An 18,531-nucleotide genomic window follows, 5' to 3' on the forward strand; every position below is an offset into this window, starting at 1 on the left:
GTATGGTAGTCTCCTTGGCAATTAACCGCAGGAGGGATCGGCTGTGAGCACTGTCAAGGCAACGCGCGCCTCAGGACGCGCCACCATCAGCGATGTAGCGAGCATCGCCAAAACCGGCAAGACCAGCGTGTCACGCTATCTGAATGGTGAACAGCACCTGCTTTCCGACGATCTCAAACAGCGCATCGAACAGGCGATCCAGCAGCTCGACTACCGCCCAAGCCAGATGGCGCGCAGCCTGAAGGGCGGCCAAACACGCCTGATCGGCCTGATCCTCGCCGATATCACCAACCCCTATTCGGTGGACGTGATGCGCGGCATCGAGGCCGCCTGCCGCCAACACGGCTTTACCCTGCTGGTGTGCAACACCAACAACGAAGTCAATCAGGAACAGCACTACCTGCAGCTGCTCAGCAGTTACCGGGTGGAAGGCATCGTGGTCAACGCGGTCGGCATGCGCGAGGAAGCGTTATCCACGCTGCAACAGTCGATGCTGCCGATGGTGCTGATCGACCGCAAAATCCCCGACTTCGCCTGCGACGTAGTGGGCCTGAACAACCGCGAAGCCGCCACCGTCGCCACCGAGCACCTGCTGCAACAAGGCTTCGAAGCGATCCTGTTCCTCAGCGAACCGCTCGGTACGGTCAATACCCGCCTGGAACGCCTGCACGCCTTCAGGCATACCATGGCGCAGCACCCTGCGCTGCTGGCGGAGCAGGCCGAAACGCCGCTCAACGATCGGCAAAAACTGGAACAGGTGCTGAGCGATTTCAGCGGCCGTCATCGCGGCATGCGCAAGGCGGTGATCTCCGCCAACGGCGCCCTGACGCTGCAGGTGGCGCGCGCCATGCGCCGGCTCGGCATCCAGTGGGGCAACGACATCGGCCTGCTGGGCTTCGACGAGCTGGAGTGGGCGGAACTGGCGGGCGTCGGCATCACCACGCTGAAACAACCCACCTACCAAATGGGGCACGCGGCGCTGGAGCGGCTGGTGCAGCGTATTCAGGGTCTGGCCGCCCCCAGCGGCGAGCAGATGTTCTCCGGCGAGCTGATCGTCCGCGGCTCCACCACCCGCTAACCCGCCTTCTCCGGGGCCTTAACCGCCCCGCCTTCATCGGCTGTTTTTTGCTCAGCTTCGTGATTGCGATCATATTTTTACACTCTGTCGCTTTCTACTGGAACCGGTTCCATTTAACGTACCGGTAACAGCAGCGGCGGCGACAATGCCGCCTCAGGAGTCAAAATGAAAACAGAAATCATCGTGGTCACCGGCGCCTACGGCGCCGATACCGTCAAACAACAGGGCGGCCAGCGCGCGCTGTTGCCCATCATTGCCGGCGCGGGCGCCGACGGGGTGGAGATCCGCCGCGAACTGTTCGCCGCCGGCGAACTGGACAGCCTGCCTGCGCTGGCCCAGGAGATAGAACGCCAGCAGCTGTTCGCCGTCTATTCCGCCCCTGAGGCGCTGTTCACTCCGCAACATACGCTGAATCCCGACCTGCCGGCGCTGCTGGCGGAAGCGCAGGCGCTGAACGCGCGCCAGCTGAAGCTCTCCCTCGGCCATTTCCGCCCCGGCTTCGATTTTACCGAGCTGAAAGTGGCGCTGGAGCAACATCCGGTCAAACTGGTGGTCGAGAACGACCAAACGCCGGACTGCGGCATTTTGTCGATGCTGAACGCCTTTTTCCATGCAGCGGAAGATAGCCACCTGCCGGTCAGCATGACCTTCGATATGGCCAACTGGCTGTGGGTGGGGCAAGACGCCTTCGCCGCCGCCGAGCGCCTGGCCCGCCACGTCGGTTACGTGCACGTCAAAGCCGCCACCCAAGGCCCGCGCGGCTGGCGCGCCGTCGCGCTGGACGATACCGACGGCAGCTGGCGCGATCTGCTGGCCTGCCTGCCGCACGATGCGCCGCGCGGTATCGAATTCCCGTTGCAGGGCGATGACCTGGAGGCCGTCACCCGTCATTACGTCAATATTTTGCGTGCGGAGTAACCCCATGATGACAACGTTAACGGCAACGACGGCGCAGCAGACGCCCCTGGATGTGGTCACGCTGGGCGAAGCCATGGCGATGTTCGTGGCGGCGCAAACCGGCGACCTGGCGGAGGTGGAAACCTTCACCAAACGCATCGCCGGCGCCGAACTGAACGTGGCGATCGGCCTGGCGCGTCTGGGTATGAACGTCGGCTGGGTCAGCCGCGTCGGCAATGACTCGTTCGGCCGCTTCGCCCTGCAGCAGCTGAAAAAAGAAGGCATCAACTACCGGCAGGTGACGGTCGATGGCCACTATCCGACCGGTTTTCAGGTGAAATCCAAAACCACCGATGGTACCGATCCCAGCGTGGAATATTTCCGCAAGGGCTCGGCGGCCAGCCACCTGTCGATTGCCGATTTTAACCGCGAGTATTTCGGTTCCGCGCGCCACCTGCACCTGAGCGGCGTGGCGGCGGCGCTGTCCGGCGAATCGCTGGCGCTGTGCCACCATGCGGCGCGCGAGATGCGCGCCATGGGCAAAACCATTTCGTTCGATCCCAATCTGCGCCCGGTGCTGTGGCCCAGTCGCGAGGTGATGATCGAGCAACTGAACCAGCTGGCGTTCGCCGCCGACTGGGTGCTGCCGGGGTTGAAAGAGGGACAGATCCTCACCGGCCAGTCGACGCCGGAAGGCATCGCCGATTTCTATCTGGAGCGCGGCGTGCAGGCGGTGATCATCAAAACCGGCCCGGACGGCGCCTGGTTTAAAACCGCCGCCGGCGATAAAGCGGCGGTGGCCGCGGTCAAGGTCGACAACGTGGTGGATACCGTAGGGGCGGGTGACGGCTTTGCCGTCGGCACCCTCAGCGCCCTGCTGGAAGGCAAAACGCTGGTACAGGCGGTGCAACGCGGCAACAAAATCGGCTCGCTGGCGATCCAGGCCATCGGCGACAGCGAAGGCCTGCCGACCCGCGCGGCGCTGGCCGAATAACAATAAAAAAACGACTTCTCCGCATGACGTCAGCCTCTGGCCCTACAACCGGGACGCGTCGGGAGAGCATCTGCCCCTTCGTCTTTCATGCCCAACGGGCTGGGCGAAAGGGATGCAACACCACTGAAGGATACTGAACATGAACAAAGCGACTGTCGCGGCCAAACGCTGGTGGTACATCATGCCCATCGTGTTTATCACCTACAGCCTGGCCTATCTCGATCGCGCCAACTTCAGCTTCGCCTCCGCCGCCGGCATCAATGAGGATCTCGGCATCACCAAGGGCATGGCCTCGCTGCTGGGCGCGCTGTTTTTCCTCGGTTATTTCTTCTTCCAAATTCCCGGCGCCATCTACGCCGAGCGCCGCAGCGTCAAAAAACTGATCTTCTGGTGCCTGATCCTGTGGGGCGGCTGCGCCTCGCTGACCGGCGTGGTGAGCAATATCCCGATGCTGGCCGCCATCCGCTTTATCCTCGGCGTGGTGGAAGCGGCGGTGATGCCGGCAATGCTGATCTACATCAGCAACTGGTTCACCAAATCGGAGCGTTCACGCGCCAATACCTTCCTGATCCTCGGCAACCCGGTGACGGTGCTGTGGATGTCGGTGGTGTCCGGTTACCTGATCCACGCCTTCGGCTGGCGCGAAATGTTCATCATCGAGGGCATTCCGGCGGTCATCTGGGCGTTCTGCTGGTGGGTGCTGGCGAAAGACAAACCGGCGCAGGCCGGCTGGTTGAGCGCCGATGAGAAACAGGCGCTGCAACAGCAGCTGGACGAAGAACAGAAAGGCATCAAGGCCGTGCGCAACTACGGCGAAGCCTTCCGTTCGCGCAACGTGATCCTGCTGTGCGTGCAGTACTTCGCCTGGAGCATCGGCGTATACGGCTTCGTGCTGTGGCTGCCTTCCATCCTGCGCAGCGGCATGCAGATGGGTATGGTGGAAGCGGGCTGGCTGTCGGCGGTGCCTTACCTGGCGGCGACCATCGCCATGATCGTGGTCTCCTGGGCGTCGGACAAAATGCAAAACCGCAAGCTGTTTGTCTGGCCGCTGCTGCTGATCGGCGCGCTGGCGTTCTTCGGCTCTTACGCCGTCGGCACCAACCATTTCTGGATCTCTTACGGCCTGCTGGTAGTCGCCGGCGCCGCGATGTACGCCCCTTATGGGCCGTTCTTCGCCATCATTCCGGAAATGCTGCCGAAAAACGTCGCCGGCGGCGCCATGGCGCTGATCAACAGCATGGGCGCGCTGGGTTCGTTCTTCGGTTCCTGGTTCGTCGGTTACCTGAACGGCGCCACCGGCAGCCCGGCGGCTTCCTACATGTTTATGGCCATCGCACTGGTGGTGGCGGTGGTGTTGACGCTGATCGTCAAGCCCGCCCGCAACGAGATCCAGCCGCAGATGGCTTGATCCGGTTATACTTTTTCTCTGTCAATCAACCCGAGGGGGCGCCAGGCCCCCTTTGGCCCAGCTGGAGTTCGTGATGAAACCTTCTATCGTATTGTACAAAAGCCTGCCCGCCGACCTGCGTGAACGTCTGGAACAACACTTCACCGTACACGCGTTCAACGGCCTGCAGCCGGAGAACCGCGAGGAACTGCGCCAGGCGTTGCAGCAGGCCGAAGGGATCATCGGTTCCGGCGGCAAAATTGACGAAGCCTTCCTGCAGCAGGCGCCCAAACTGCGCGCGGCCTCGACCGTTTCCGTCGGCTACGACAACTTCGACGTCGAGGCGCTCAACGCCCATAACGTGCTGTTGATGCACACCCCGACGGTGCTGACCGAAACCGTCGCCGACACCATCATGAGCCTGGTGCTGGCGACGGCGCGCCGGGTGGTGGAAGTGGCGGAACGGGTCAAGGCCGGCGAATGGCGCGGCAGCATCGGGCCGGACTGGTTCGGCGTCGACGTGCACCACAAAACCATCGGCATCCTCGGCATGGGCCGCATCGGCCTGGCGCTGGCGCAGCGCGCGCACTTCGGCTTCGGCATGCCGGTGCTGTACAACGCCCGCCGCACGCACGAAGAGGCGGAGCAACGCTTCAACGCCCGCCGCTGCGATCTGGATACCCTGCTGGCCGAGTCGGATTTCGTTTGCATCACGCTGCCGCTGACCGAACAAACTTTCCATCTGATCGGCCGCGATCAGCTGGCGAAGATGAAGAAAAGCGGCATTCTGATCAACGCCGGCCGCGGGCCGGTGGTGGATGAGCAGGCGCTGATCGAAGCGCTGCAAAACGGCGTGATCCACGCCGCGGGGTTGGATGTGTTCGAGAAGGAACCGCTGCCGGCCGACTCGCCGCTGCTCAGCATGCCGAACGTGGTGGCGTTGCCGCACATCGGCTCCGCCACCCATGAAACGCGCTACGGCATGGCCGCCTGCGCGGTGGATAACTTGATCGCGGCATTGACCGGCACGGTGAAAGAAAACTGCGTCAACCCGCAGCTGTTGCAGAAATAACTTATCGAGGCCGGCGATCTGCGGATCGCCGGCCTCGCCGCTTTTTGCGGCCATCGACGGAGTATCTTCACTCCGTCAAACTCACGGGCTTCCCCCTTATCTTGCTGACGACAAATTTGCCCACGTCGTCATTGGCGATCAGCATGACCAGCAGCAGCATCACCAACACCGCCAGTTTCATATGGCTGTAGGCTATCGACGGGTCAAAAACCTCCAGCAACAGCGTAATGCAGGGTGAAACATTCACAATAATGTTGGTGGTCAAGGCGCTGGTGAGTTCAATACCCTTTTGCAGCATCCATAGCGGCAATATATTCCCTAATATGACGATGATCGGCAGGTACATCCAGAAGCTGGATTGCGTCGTTGCCAATACGCCTTCGCTCGGCAACATCAGCGCGCAAACGCCAATGAGCAAGGGAAATCTGAACGACTGAATATTGACGGCGTTAAACGCTTGTTTGGACAATGATTTTGCAATATAGGTGCCGACAGCCATACAGGTTGAGGTGACGAGACACACTAAGCCAAGCGCCAGAACAAATAGGGTGTTTGAATCGAAGGGGTTAAAACGCTGCCCTTTCACGGCCAATATCATCAGCACGGCGACAATAAAAGCCAGCATCACGGATATAACGATGTTTTTTACACCCACCGAATTTCGGTTATAAATCTCAATGAAAACAGAAATGATCGGGCTCAGTCCAAAAAGCATGGCCACCAGAATGGAGGGCTCCGTCCATTTCAACCCAACGAAAAGCCCAACCCAAGCTCCCAGCGTAGAGATATTCAATAATAGAATTAACTTCCAGGCGTTGAGGCAAGCTCGCAGCTTGACGGGGAAAAACAGCACGGAGATCACAAAGAAACCGAGCCAGGTCAAGGTGAAAGTCCAAAACAATAATACGAACAGATCGATGCTCTGCAACAAACCTGAGAGAAAAACATCTATGGCCGCACCCAGGATGCAATATCCAAGAATGTACGTTGGGCCGGACGCCTTGATTTTACTGTTCATAGACTTCAAACATGCCCTTACTTTCAAGGCCAACGATATATTGATAGTCGGCATTGAGCTGATCGGCGCAACGGTGGCTTAACGCAATCCAGCCCGGAGAGCTGTAAACGTCCGTCGTGAGTTTTATTTCCTGATCAACATCCGGCAGATTTGATTTCTTGTAGGATGGCAAACCGGCGATGGTATCGACATGCTTAACAGCCTTGATAGTGCCAGCGCTAAAAGATATCAGCTCTTTAATTTTTAAATAGTTTAACGGTTTATATTCCTCTGCGACCGCTTCCAGGAATGCCTCGGTTGAACACACGCTCAGTACCAGTTCGTCAATCTGCGTGCGCTTCAACGCCAGGGATGACAACGCCGGAAAACCCGCGCCGTGCGGTCTGGCCCCGGTTTCAATTAGCGTCCAACCGTCTTTGGTTAAAAACAGTTCCGAGTGCGCTGCGCCAAACGTGATCCCTAAAGCATCCAGACAGCTAAAGATGTAATCTTTGAGCTGAGCGTGATTCTGCGCATCGAAGGAGGTCAGTTCGGTGAACTCACAGATGGAATCGGCCCCGTTGTAACTGCCCTTGCCCATCTTCCATATCGCACAGATCTTGTGACGGCCTTGATAACTGACAGTATCGACGACGTACTCTTCCCCCTCAATAAAAGGCTGCAGAATAATGACTTCATTTTTTAAATTGAGCTGATTGCTTTTTTTGAACAAATCACCCGAATGAGCTTCAACTTCTTCAACCGTTTTGCAAACAAAAACGGAGTCCGTGCCTGCACTGTCAACGGGTTTTAGCACCAGCTTCCGGTATTTTTTAAACAGCTCGGTCGCATATTGCGTGGCGTCTTTAAGGGTAGTTAATCGGAGCGTGGGGATATGATTGATCGCGCTATTTTTCAGGCACTCCTGCATCAGGTATTTATTCCTGCGAGAACGGCTCGTGCCGGTATCGTTACCGGGCAGGTCCAGAAGCTCAGCCAGATGATCTGCGAGTTCAATGCCTGTTTCACAGCCTGCAATCACCGCGATAACATCATACTCTTGCAATTGATTGAGGATCTCATCCCCTGTGTATTGCAAACTGATAAAGAAATCATCCCCTCTGTAGCTATTCAGCAGCTTCGCCGGGATATCTTCTCGACTTTGAATGTGCGCGCACCCGTATCCTTTTTTATTGAATTCCGGTGCCACATCATTTCCGGATGAGTAGGCGTCAACGAGGATGACGATTTTTTTCGTGTCTTTGATGTCCATGCAGCGGGTTACTCCGTACTATAATCAGGGCCGAATATTAACGTTCGATTGTCTTGGCGTCGAATTTACGCTCGACGCCCTTTTACTTTATGAAGGGAACGTGTCAGCAAATTTGTGAGAAGTCGGTGCGTTCAATACTTTTAGCCAGGCTTGTCATTTCGCGATATTTATCAGATTTATCACCACCCGGCTGATAGATTCTATACCGCCAATAACGCCAAAGAGATGTCAGGATGGCGGCGTATTCCGTATAGGTTTTCAACACCTTAATTTCGCGCGCTTCAAGCATTCTTATAGAATTATAACCCGCGATGATATGCTTCGCTTTTTCCGGCGACAGCGTCCCATTGATGCCGCAGGTGCCGACAATCGCCATGGCGATATCGAAAACGGAGTGATAAATACAGGTCAACTCAAAATCTATCATGCCGACGAACTGCTCGCCTTCAAACAGCATATTGTCATAGAAAAGATCGGAGTGGATGACAGAGGTAGGCAAGCCGCTGATGCGTTCTACGGCAAGATGCCTGAGTCTATCTTTGGCCCAGCGCTCATAATCCTGATCGATATTGGCATCGAGGGCATCCATGAACTTTTTCTGCTCATAGAAGACTGAGTCTGTTAAGAAATTAGGGACGGGGATCGTATGCAGTTTCGCCATGGCAACACCGAGCTGCCTGAGCATATGTTCGTTGAAATCCCGGCGGACGGCGCCATCCATATAGGTTCTTAATAGAGAGTGCTTGCCCCTTAATATAATTGAATAGCTTTCTTGCCCTTTGGGTTTGACCAGCAAGGAGGTCTCATAATCATGTGCTTCCAGCCATACCAGCGTCTTTGCCATGATCTCAACATCATCACGGCTTTGCTCTTCAATAATGCTGAAAACACAGCGGCCGATATCCGTTTCGAGGCAGTAATTGGTATTGCCAGATCCCATCCCCAAGAAGGCGCTGCTTTTTACCGTCAGCCCATAAAGAGATTCTATGCGGTGAACTTCATCACTATTCAACGTTGAGCCTGTTTGCATTTCTAATTCCATATCATTCACTTGAGCGCTTGATGCAAATCTTCATACAAGTCATTAACGTCTTCGATGCCGACTGACATTCGTATTAATTGCCTCGTAATCCCTGATTTTTTCTGCTCCTGCTCGCTAAGACTTCTGAACGACGATGAGGCCTGATAAGGCGAGTTCAGCGTGGTCTCCAAATCCCCCAAACTGTTGGAAGGGACGATGAGATTTAACTTCTTCTGAAAACTTGTCGCGTCAAACCGCGGGGCGATTTCAAAGCTGACCATGCCGCCGAACCCCCTCATTTGTTCGCGGGCTACGCTATGATTATGATGACTCGGCAACCCCGGATAGAACACGTTCGTCACATTAGGGTGCTCATTTAAACGGCTGGCCAGTTCCATCGCGTTGCGGTTAATGGCATTCATTCGAATGGCCAACGTGCGCAAGCTTCGCTCAAGCAGATGACATGACTGCGCGTTCAGACACCCGCCAAAGTCATTCATATATTCGGCCATTGCAGCAATGGACTCTTCACTGCCGACAGCCACGCCGCCTGACACATCGCCGTGGCCGCCCAAAAACTTGGTGGCGCTGTGCAATACCAAATCGACGCCATATTCCAGAGGGTTTTGGTTGATCGGCGTCGCCACGGTGTTATCAATAATGGTGAACACCCCCCGACTCTTGGCGAATCGGGTCAATAGCTCAATGTTCAGGATTTTAAGCAACGGATTAGTCGGTGTTTCGATATATATCATTCGCGTATTCGAATGGACTAATGCGATGATGCTCTCTACTTCACAACTCTCCGAAACGCTGTATGTGATGCCTAATTTTGCAAAATGATTCTGTACAAACTTGAGCGCACCTGAATACACGCCGTTTTGTAAAACAATATGGTCACCGGCTTTTAAATGCGAAAGCATCGCCGTCGCGAAAGCCGCCATACCGGAACTGAATACCAGAGCGGCCTCACCACCGCTTTCCAATGCGCACATCTTCTCGGCAACGGCGCGTTGATTGGGTAAGTTACCATGTCTTGGATAGACATCTTCTGTCATATCAAGATGCTTGTGAGAACTCGCGGAGAATAGCGGAGAAAGAATGCCACCATGCATTTCGTCGATAATGGTCCCGCTGTGAACGGCAAGAGTTTCTTTTGCTAACACGGTTACTGCCTATTTTCGAGTATCAGGAAGTGGGGGGCATGCCTTGAATAAAGGATCCCCCCGTTCATGTGAGTCTTTATTACGATGGGTTATTTGGCACCGCGAACATCGGGGTGAAATCGATTAATATGACATCGCGGAAGCCCACCTTACCGTGCCCATCTACATGAACCGGTTTCACCTGGTGCCAGACTAGATCATCAACGATGCCGATGGAGTCCAGCGGTTTGAGCATCGCCTCATTACACAGGATGTTCGTCTTAGTGTTATCTGTAATGATGTTCTCACCGCCAGAAACACCATCACGATTGATCAAATGTATCCAGGTGCAAGGCTCGCCATCCTTATGAAGTCGATTCGGTACGGAAATCCCCGGCGCATCAACCGTCGCTTTCATTCTGATGAAGTGAATGCCGACCTCCATGGGAATCGTGGAAGCATACTCATGTAACGGGGAGTTTTTAAAATCATGCAGGACAAGCGACGTGATCAGATTATTTGACAAAATTTCGTTTGGAACAGGCTGAAACTTCCTTGCCTCCTCAACGACTTCATCATTAAATCCGACATCTTGTTTGTAACTGTAGGCGTGTTCGGAAGATTGAGGAATCAAGAGATTAAAGCAAGGTAAAAGCACATATTTACTGTGCTGCCGATAGCGCCCCGCATTTTCACCGTAGGGATCCAGAGCAAGCGTATCGAAATGCCGCTGAATAATACTTAAGTCTGATTTTTGCGCATCGGTAAGGTTAAAGTCATCCGAAGCCAATTTGCAATACCCTACATCTGTCATCATGGGGTATGCGCTCACACGGCACTCAAGTGTGTTCTCAAACTCTTTAATGTTACCACGAATCATCGTGCAATCTTCCTTTTTACTCTGATTGGAATAACGACATATTGATGTTCACCGCAATGCTCATGAACATTGAACAGCAAATGCTTCCCTGTTTTTCAAGTGAAGTAATTCATTTCACAAATAAAAGAGCTTGATTATTTATTCTTTAAACTTCCTGCACGCTAAAAAGTGCGAAAGAGACTTTTATAGATTTCTTTTCCACTTATTTATCGAAACCAGACTTGCGCTGTTTTTCATTGCTACCTGACCTCATCTCACTTGTACGCGGTGAGCGAAAGTCTACGCTGCATACGGGTTTTCAAATGACGCCAGGTGAATCGGCGCAAAACCTTTATCCTCCAACCCTACCCGCCTAATGGGCTGCGAGGCCTGGCGATGCGCATCTGCCGGACACAGAGCGCCCTACGCCGCTGAATGCTATTTGCGGCTCCCTCGCGGGTAGTATGATTAGTAATTTTTATACAAAATAGCCAATTTTCGGCAACGGCAACGTACATGCACCATGCTGGCCAGCAGGAGACACCGCTCATCAAACCGATTGCTCTGTAGAGAGACAGGGACGAAACTGGCAACTAACTATGGTCAGCCAAGTAAAACCGCCTTGAAAGCCGTGCTTTTGGCATGGCTTCATCCACGCTACCGCACTACTCATCCCTTCCCGAGCATTAGTTTAGATAATCTTTATTGTTAAGCCAAATTTAACGGATGCGGAAGTTACTCGATATGGTTATAAATTGCCATAGTGTTAATGAAATGCAGCGAAAAAGTGTGATCTGGGTCGGGGCCGCAAAACCTGTGCCAACCCTAAGATCGCGTGGCTGAAAGGTTGAGGCGATAATGGCGTGGGCCGGCGAACGGTCACAATAATCCAGCGTAATATGCTGCTAATCGAACGCAGGGCAAAACTTGTGCCCACCGGTCGATTTGTCAGCCGCATTGCAGCGGGGTTTATCTGGCGGTATGGTGGGTGATTACCTGCTAAAAAACAGTACTGCTGCACCTATGACTTTCTCACTTTTCGGCGAAAAATTTACCCGTTATGCGGGCATTACCCGTTTGATGGACGACCTGAACGAAGGCCTGCGCACCCCCGGCGCCATCATGCTCGGCGGCGGCAACCCCGCACAGATCCCAGAGATGGAAGCCTATTTCAAACAGCTGTGCCAGGAGATGCTCGACCAGGGCAAACTGACCGAAGCGCTGTGCAACTACGACGGCCCGCAAGGCAAGGACGCGCTGCTGAAAGCGCTGGCCAATCTGCTGCGCGACGAGCTCGGCTGGGAGATCTCGCCACAGAATATTGCTCTGACTAATGGCAGCCAAAGCGCATTTTTCTACTTGTTCAACCTGTTCGCCGGCCGCTACGCCGACGGCTCGCGCCGCCGCGTGCTGTTCCCACTGGCGCCGGAATATATCGGCTATGCCGACGCCGGGCTGGACGAAGGGCTGTTCGTCTCCGCCAAACCGAACATCGAGCTGCTGCCGGACGGTCAGTTCAAGTATCACGTTGATTTCGAACACCTCACCATCGGCGATGACATCGGTATGATCTGCGTTTCACGGCCGACCAACCCGACCGGCAACGTAATTACCGACGAAGAGCTGATGAAGCTCGACCTGCTGGCGCAGCAGCGCGATATTCCGCTGGTGATCGACAACGCCTACGGCGTGCCGTTTCCCGGCATCATCTTCAGCGACGCCACGCCGCTGTGGAACCCGAACACCATCCTGTGCATGAGCCTGTCCAAGCTCGGCCTGCCGGGCTCGCGCTGCGGCATCGTGATCGCCGACGAGAAGGTGATCACCGCGTTGACCAACATGAACGGCATCATCAGCCTGTCTCCAGGCAGCATGGGGCCGGCGATGGCGACGGAAATGATCGCGCGCGGCGATCTGCTGCGCCTGTCGAACGAGGTGATTCGCCCGTTCTACAAACAGCGCGTCGAGCACACCATCGAGATCATTCGCCGCTACCTGTCGCCGGAACGCTGCCTGATCCACAAACCGGAAGGGGCTATCTTCCTCTGGCTGTGGTTCAAGGATCTGCCGATCACCACCGAAGTGCTGTATCAGCGCCTGAAAAAGCGCGGCGTGCTGATGGTGCCCGGCCACTACTTCTTCCCGGGACTGGAGCATGAATGGCCACATACCCACCAGTGCATGCGCATGAACTACGTGCCCGATCCGGAGAAAATCGAGCGCGGCGTGGCTATTCTGGCGGAAGAGATCGAACGCGCACATCAGGAAGGCTAACGCCGACTGATTGAAAATCGACCGATAAAGATATACGATGCATATATCGTATATCTTTTTTGGAGGGCCAACGATGACTCGCATCGTGATCGATTTACCTGAAGAAGACCTGCGGCAGCTCGATAATCTGAAAAATATCCGCCACGTTCCCCGGGCCGAAATCATTCGTCAAGCAGTCTCCCGCTATCTGACGGAGAACCACGTGGAAGATCCCAGCAACGCTTTCGGGCTCTGGTCCGGGGCGATGGGAGATGGCGTGGAGTACGAAAATCGTCAGCGCGAGGAGTGGGAATAATGGTGGCTCAACGGGCGTTATTCGACACCAATATCCTGATCGATTATCTCAACGGCATTCCTCAAGCCAGGGACGTTCTGGTCGAGTATCACATCAATCCGGCCATCAGCGCCATCACCTGGATGGAAGTGATGGTAGGTGCTAAAAAACAGGGTCCGGCACTGGAGCTGAAAACACGTCAGTTTTTAGGGCAATTTCTGCTGCTGCCTATTACCGATGAAGTCGCCGAACGCGCCGTAGAACTGCGCCACTCACAGCATGTGAAACTGCCAGACGCCATTATCTGGGCCACCGCGCAGGTGGGATTCCGGATGCTCATCTCCCGCAACCCCAAAGATTTCGGCACTGACAATGGCGTGTTGATGCCTTATCGGCTGTAGACGATCCGCACTACAACGTCCAGAACAGCACCGCCAGCAGCTGCGGCGACATGATGCGCAGGAACATCGCCAGCGGATATACGGTGGCGTAAGACAGCGCGGCGGCGCCGCTGGTGGGATGCAGGCCGTTGGCGAACGCCAGCGCCGGCGGATCGGTCATCGACCCCGCCAACATGCCGGACAGCGTCAGGTAATTCATTTTGCCCACCGTGCGCGCCAGAATGCCGACGCTCAGCAGCGGAATGGCGGTGATCAACGCGCCATAACCAATCCATGTCAGCCCCTCGCCATGCAGCAACGTATCGATAAAATTGCCGCCCGATTTCAAACCGACCACCGCCAGAAACAACACGATGCCCAGTTCGCGCAGCGCCAGGTTGGCGCTCGGCGGCATAAACCAATACAGCTTGCCGATACTGCCGATGCGCCCCAGGATCAACGCCGCCACCAACGGCCCGCCGGCCAGCCCCAGCCGCAATGCCGCCGGGAAGCCGGGCACAAACAGCGGAATGGAGCCCAGCAGCACCCCGAGGCCGATGCCGATAAAGACCGGCAGCATCTGCACCTGCTGCAGCTTTTGTTGGGCGTTGCCGACGATTGCCGTCACCGCGTCGATGGCCTCCGGCCGGCCGACCAGGTTGAGAATATCGCCAAACTGCAGCGTCACGTTGCTGCCGGCCACCAGCTCCACGCCGGCGCGGTTGAGGCGTGAAATCACCACGTCATATTTCTGCTTCAGGTTCAGATCGCGGATTTTTTTCCCCAGCACCTGCTCGTTGGTCACCGCCGCCCTCACTACCTGCAGCGCAGTGCCGCGCGTGGACAGCGAAGCGTCAACCTCTTCGCCGATCACCAGCCGGGCGTTCTCCAGATCTTCGCGTTTGCCCACCAGGTGCAGATAGTCGCCGAGCTCCAGCCGCTCATGCGGCGCCGGCACCATCAACAGCTCGCCGCGTTTGAGGCGCGAACAGACGATCGCTTCACCGTTGAGCAGCGGCACGCTTTTGATCGCCATGCCCTGCAGATTGGGGTTACGCACCGCCACGTTCATGGCGTGCAACAGCTCGCGCTGATTGCCCAGGCTGCTTTCAAACGCCTGCGCCTCGCGCTCGATGTTGATGCGAAAAACCAATCGGATCAGCCACATCACCAGCAGGATGCCGCAAATGCCGAACGGATAGGCCATGGCGTAACCCATGCCCATGCCGTCCACCAACGCCGGATCGGAACCGAGATCGGTCAGGATTTGCTGACCGGCGCCCAGCGCCGGCGTGTTGGTGACCGCGCCGGAGAACACGCCGAGGATGATCGGCAGCGGCACGTCGAACAGCTTGTACACCGCCGCCGCCACTGCGCCGCCGGTCAGCACCAGCAGCACCGCGAAGGCGTTGAGCCGCAGACCGGAGACGCGCAGCGAAGAGAAGAAGCCGGGGCCAACCTGAATGCCGATGGTGTAAACGAACAGGATCAGGCCAAACTCCTGGATGAAGTGCAGCATGTCCCCGTTCAGGCTGATTTGCCCGCTCTGGGCGAAGTGGCCGACCAGGATGCCGCCGAACAGCACGCCGCCAATCCCCAGCCCGACACCGTACAGCTTCCAGTTCCCCATCCACAGCCCAATGACGGCCGCCAACGCCAACATGCTGACGGTCAGGGCGATATCGCTCATAGGTCACATCCTTGCCAAAGTTGAACATGGGATTTGCGGACATAGACACACAATTAACAAGGATTATGGCATCGGGCAGACGGGGGGACTGTGGCGTGCGCCACATAACGCAACGGGGGAGATCCGTCTGGATCTCCCCCACATGATGATGACCGTTTTTCAGTCGGTTATTTGGCTTCCAGCTCCGGCGTCGCGCCGATGGCGATGCGCTGAGGCTGCAAGGCTTCCGGAACCTGACGCACCAGATCGATGTGCAACAGGCCATTTTCAAATTTGGCCTCGGACACCTGCAGGTGTTCCGCCAGAGTGAAGGTCAGCTGGAACTCTTTGCACACCAGCCCCTGATGCAGGTACTCGACCTGTTTTTCCGGCGGCGTGGGTTTACCGCTGACGGTCAGCCGCGGCCCTTCCACTTCGATATTCAGTTCGCTCTGCCGGAAACCGGCCAGCGCCAGAGAAATGCGGTAGTGATTGTCATCGCTTTTCTCGATGTTATACGGCGGGAACCCCTGGGGTTCCTGGCCCCCCATGGAACTGGCCAGTTTATCAAAACCAATCCATTGACGCAGAAGCGGGGATAGATCGTAATTACGCATAGGAACAACTCCTTTCATTAAGCGAGATGTGTTTATTCAGCCCCCTGACGGCAGGCGGATTATTACTGCATATTTGCCGACAGCGTTCCTGCCGGCGAAAACGGAATTATTTAATTTCGATACGGCGCGGTTTTAATGTTTCCGGCACGATGCGCTGCATATCGATATACAGCAGACCGTTTTCCAGTTTGGCGCCTTTAATTTGAATATGTTCGGCCAGCTGGAATTTACGCTCGAAATTACGCTCAGCGATGCCCTGATATAAATAGGTTTTTTCTGCCGGTTCGTTATTGTGCGCACCGCGCACGATCAGCAGATTATCTTGCGTGGTGATCTCCAGCTCCTGCTCGGCAAACCCGGCTACCGCAATGGCGATGCGATAATGATTTTCGTCCACCAGCTCGACATTATAAGGGGGATAACCGCCGTTGCCCTGGCTCTGGCCGGCCTCCAGCGCGTTGAACAGGCGATCGAAACCAATGGCGGAACGGTATAGCGGAGAAAGATCGAAATTACGCATAAAACAGCCTCCTAAGGCACTTCAGCGAGGTTGAAATAAATACGCCTTCCATTCTGGACAGGCTAATTAAGCCAGAATTCCCTTACGGCAAATTCTCAATCCGGCTCTGATGATAAAATGGGGGTTGATTTCATCAATTCAACGGGCGAGGATCAAAAAAAGCGCTTTTCGGTTAGGTGAAAGTTTTTTTACCACTTACACTAAAGTGAGAGAGCCGCCACAGAGCGGGATTTTGCTTCTTTTAAAGCAGCAACAGGATGTTATAAATCAGCTTAATTTAGGGGCACAGCAACCCTGCAGGATGGATTAATGACGACGATGAAAGCGATAGCGACGGGCTGCATGTTGTTGGCGACCAGCGGTTGCTCCAGCGTGATGAGCCATACCGGCCCGAATCAGGGTTACTATCCCGGCACCCGCGCCAGCGTGGACATGCTGAAGGACGACAACACCAGCTGGGCGATGATGCCGCTGGTGGCGCTGGATCTGCCGTTCTCCGCAGTGATGGATACCGTGCTGCTGCCTTACGACTATCTGCGTTCAGGCAATGACGCCACCGCAGACTCGCCAAAAGCGCGCATCCTGCGCAGCGAGCAGCAGAATCTGGCGGCAACCGGCAACCCCGGCGAGGGCAACGACAGCACCGCCACACACTAATCTCGCACGCAGCGGGCCATCAGGCCCGCCTTACGCCTCAACCACAAAGATCTGGTTGAATCCGGCAATCTCGCGCATAAATGCCACTTTCTTGCCATCCGGCGAAAACACCACGGCATCCCCCGACGGCGGCTGCACGCTGCGCTGCGTTAAACGCTGCAGGCGGCCGCTGGCGACCTCACACAGCATCACGCTGTTGTCACACACCAGGGCTATCGTCCCGCCCTGCGGGTGCCAGCTGAACGCCGACTGGATGTCATGCTCGCCGCGGCTGACCTGGCGCGGCTCACCGCCGTTCGGCGACACCGTCCACAGTTGCACCACGCCGCCGTCATCCTTCATCAGAAAAGCTATCTGGCTGCCGTCCGGCGAGCTGCGCAGCCAATGGCGCGGCGCACCGACCACGCCCGGAAAACGGCGTTCACCGGTAAAGGTCACCCGCCGCTGCCTGACGCCAAGCGGCGGCGCCGGCAGCTCGCTTTCCGTCCCCTGCAGCGGCACCGTGCCGGCCCTGGCGTAGTCGGCGTCGTTCTCCGGCAGATCGACGATAAACACCTCCGGCAGTTTCTCGCCGGCGGCGGACAGCGTATCGCCGATGAACGCCAGCGCCCAACGTTGCCGACTGCCGTCGGCCTTACGGTAGCCTTCGCGGCCAATCCAGCCTTCTTCGTAGGCGCGATTGATCTGATCGCTGCCCGGCTGCGGCTGCGGCACGGTCTCGCTAACCAGCACGCAATAGTGGCTGCCGTCATATTCACGGGGATGCTGTTTCGGCGGATTGACCCCGTGCAGCGGCACGGCCACGCCGACGTTGCGCAGATCGCGCGCCGGATCGCATTCATGCATCACGTGATCGTTGTAGGTAAAGCTGAGGCGGCTGCCGTCCGGGCTGAAAACGTGCACATGGCTGCCGCCGCGCAGCGCGCCGGGCGTGTAGGGCGCCGTGATATCCAGCGCGTCGAGGGTAATGGCCAACTCGCGATCCGGTTCGCTGACGATCACCCCGCGACGGTGATGAAAATCATACTGCCAGGCGCTGTCCGGGTGTTCCGGGCCGTGGATGAAGACGTAACGCGCCGGCGCATCGGGGCTGACCGTGACCACGCCGACGTGTGCGCCGTGCTGGGCGCGATAAACCACTTCCACCGCGCCGCTGGCGACGTTAACCCGCTCGATGCTCAGGCCGGTGAAAGAGGCGCCGCGCGGGCGCACGTCATAAGCCAGCCATTGGCTGTCCGGCGTCCAGACGTTGATATTGGTTAACTGATGCCCGCGTGGGTCGAAAGTCAGTTGTTTTTCCCGATGGCTCATGGCGGCTCTCCTGCGCATGCTGGCACTGAACGGCCATCTTACCGGATCGGCAGCCGCGTTTCATATGGCCGGCGAGGACGAGCCGGGGGCTTTCCCGCGTCGAAAT

18 protein-coding genes are annotated in these 18,531 nt (G+C 56.4%); 9 read left to right on the top strand and 9 right to left on the bottom strand.

The genetic code is table 11. The features are described 5' to 3' along the window. Positions 1-43 precede the first annotated feature (43 nt). From ACJ8J1_RS22485 to ghrB, 5 genes are all read left to right on the top strand, one after another. Positions 44-1,078 (top strand): LacI family DNA-binding transcriptional regulator, encoded by a 1,035-nt coding sequence (locus tag ACJ8J1_RS22485; protein WP_004933951.1) that lies wholly within the window; start codon positions 44-46, stop codon positions 1,076-1,078. A gap of 165 nt (positions 1,079-1,243) precedes the next feature. Further along, positions 1,244-1,996, top strand: coding sequence for a sugar phosphate isomerase/epimerase family protein (locus tag ACJ8J1_RS22490; RefSeq protein WP_033645130.1), 753 nt, complete (start codon positions 1,244-1,246; stop codon positions 1,994-1,996). Between the two features lie 7 nt (positions 1,997-2,003). After that, complete coding sequence (locus ACJ8J1_RS22495; protein ID WP_033645233.1) at positions 2,004-2,969, top strand: sugar kinase; 966 nt, start codon at positions 2,004-2,006, stop codon at positions 2,967-2,969. Positions 2,970-3,108: 139 nt separating this feature from the next. Continuing rightward, entirely contained in the window at positions 3,109-4,377 is a 1,269-nt protein-coding gene (locus ACJ8J1_RS22500; protein ID WP_033645131.1) for an MFS transporter, read from the top strand. A 73-nt stretch (positions 4,378-4,450) separates the two neighbouring features. Further along, positions 4,451-5,428 carry a glyoxylate/hydroxypyruvate reductase GhrB gene (gene ghrB / locus ACJ8J1_RS22505; protein WP_033645132.1) on the top strand — a complete coding sequence of 326 codons (978 nt, stop codon included), beginning with the start codon at positions 4,451-4,453 and terminating at the stop codon, positions 5,426-5,428. Positions 5,429-5,495: 67 nt separating this feature from the next. Here the strand turns inward: ghrB and ACJ8J1_RS22510 are convergent, their stop codons facing one another. The 5 genes from ACJ8J1_RS22510 to ACJ8J1_RS22530 all read right to left on the bottom strand — a co-directional run bounded on the left by ACJ8J1_RS22510 (position 5,496) and on the right by ACJ8J1_RS22530 (position 10,744). After that, entirely contained in the window at positions 5,496-6,446 is a 951-nt protein-coding gene (locus tag ACJ8J1_RS22510; RefSeq protein WP_033645133.1) for a hypothetical protein, read from the bottom strand. Then, a complete protein-coding gene (locus tag ACJ8J1_RS22515; protein ID WP_033645134.1) occupies positions 6,436-7,698 on the bottom strand; it encodes an ATP-grasp domain-containing protein in 1,263 nt (420 codons plus the stop codon). The genes ACJ8J1_RS22510 and ACJ8J1_RS22515 overlap by 11 nt, the downstream gene beginning before the upstream one ends. Positions 7,699-7,801: 103 nt before the next feature. After that, entirely contained in the window at positions 7,802-8,740 is a 939-nt protein-coding gene (locus ACJ8J1_RS22520; protein WP_080273428.1) for a phosphotransferase, read from the bottom strand. Between the two features lie 5 nt (positions 8,741-8,745). After that, positions 8,746-9,885: a trans-sulfuration enzyme family protein gene (locus ACJ8J1_RS22525; protein WP_033645136.1), complete on the bottom strand. Its 1,140-nt coding sequence runs from the start codon at positions 9,883-9,885 to the stop codon at positions 8,746-8,748. A 79-nt stretch (positions 9,886-9,964) separates the two neighbouring features. Further along, positions 9,965-10,744: a 2OG-Fe dioxygenase family protein gene (locus tag ACJ8J1_RS22530; RefSeq protein WP_033645137.1), complete on the bottom strand. Its 780-nt coding sequence runs from the start codon at positions 10,742-10,744 to the stop codon at positions 9,965-9,967. A gap of 1,002 nt (positions 10,745-11,746) precedes the next feature. On the opposite strand from ACJ8J1_RS22530, the gene ACJ8J1_RS22535 reads away from it, so the two are divergent. From ACJ8J1_RS22535 to ACJ8J1_RS22545, 3 genes are all read left to right on the top strand, one after another. Further along, on the top strand, positions 11,747-12,997 hold the full coding sequence (locus ACJ8J1_RS22535) for a valine--pyruvate transaminase (protein ID WP_033645138.1): 1,251 nt from the start codon (positions 11,747-11,749) through the stop codon (positions 12,995-12,997). A 73-nt stretch (positions 12,998-13,070) separates the two neighbouring features. Continuing rightward, positions 13,071-13,292, top strand: a complete 222-nt coding sequence (locus ACJ8J1_RS22540) for a ribbon-helix-helix domain-containing protein (RefSeq protein ID WP_025304767.1) — start codon at positions 13,071-13,073, stop codon at positions 13,290-13,292. Next, on the top strand, positions 13,292-13,672 hold the full coding sequence (locus ACJ8J1_RS22545) for a type II toxin-antitoxin system VapC family toxin (protein WP_025304766.1): 381 nt from the start codon (positions 13,292-13,294) through the stop codon (positions 13,670-13,672). The genes ACJ8J1_RS22540 and ACJ8J1_RS22545 overlap by 1 nt, the downstream gene beginning before the upstream one ends. Before the next feature lie 10 nt (positions 13,673-13,682). On the opposite strand, the gene ACJ8J1_RS22550 is transcribed toward ACJ8J1_RS22545, so the two are convergent. The 3 genes from ACJ8J1_RS22550 to ibpA all read right to left on the bottom strand — a co-directional run bounded on the left by ACJ8J1_RS22550 (position 13,683) and on the right by ibpA (position 16,457). Beyond that, positions 13,683-15,341, bottom strand: coding sequence for a putative transporter (locus tag ACJ8J1_RS22550; protein ID WP_033645139.1), 1,659 nt, complete (start codon positions 15,339-15,341; stop codon positions 13,683-13,685). Between the two features lie 167 nt (positions 15,342-15,508). After that, positions 15,509-15,937, bottom strand: a complete 429-nt coding sequence (gene ibpB, locus ACJ8J1_RS22555) for a small heat shock chaperone IbpB (protein ID WP_004933922.1) — start codon at positions 15,935-15,937, stop codon at positions 15,509-15,511. Between the two features lie 106 nt (positions 15,938-16,043). Then, positions 16,044-16,457, bottom strand: a complete 414-nt coding sequence (gene ibpA / locus ACJ8J1_RS22560; protein WP_004933919.1) for a small heat shock chaperone IbpA — start codon at positions 16,455-16,457, stop codon at positions 16,044-16,046. A 309-nt stretch (positions 16,458-16,766) separates the two neighbouring features. Here ibpA and ACJ8J1_RS22565 point away from each other — a divergent pair, with 309 nt between their 5' ends. Beyond that, the gene (locus ACJ8J1_RS22565; protein WP_016929593.1) at positions 16,767-17,114 is read left to right on the top strand and encodes a YceK/YidQ family lipoprotein; all 348 of its coding nucleotides are present in this window, start codon (positions 16,767-16,769) and stop codon (positions 17,112-17,114) included. Between the two features lie 30 nt (positions 17,115-17,144). Here ACJ8J1_RS22565 and ACJ8J1_RS22570 read toward each other — a convergent pair whose 3' ends face one another. Continuing rightward, complete coding sequence (locus ACJ8J1_RS22570; RefSeq protein ID WP_033645140.1) at positions 17,145-18,425, bottom strand: DUF3748 domain-containing protein; 1,281 nt, start codon at positions 18,423-18,425, stop codon at positions 17,145-17,147. Positions 18,426-18,531 lie beyond the last annotated feature (106 nt).

The organism is Serratia sp. CY37869 (assembly GCF_052168895.1).
In the GTDB taxonomy this organism is placed as follows: Bacteria; Pseudomonadota; Gammaproteobacteria; order Enterobacterales; family Enterobacteriaceae; genus Serratia; species Serratia ureilytica.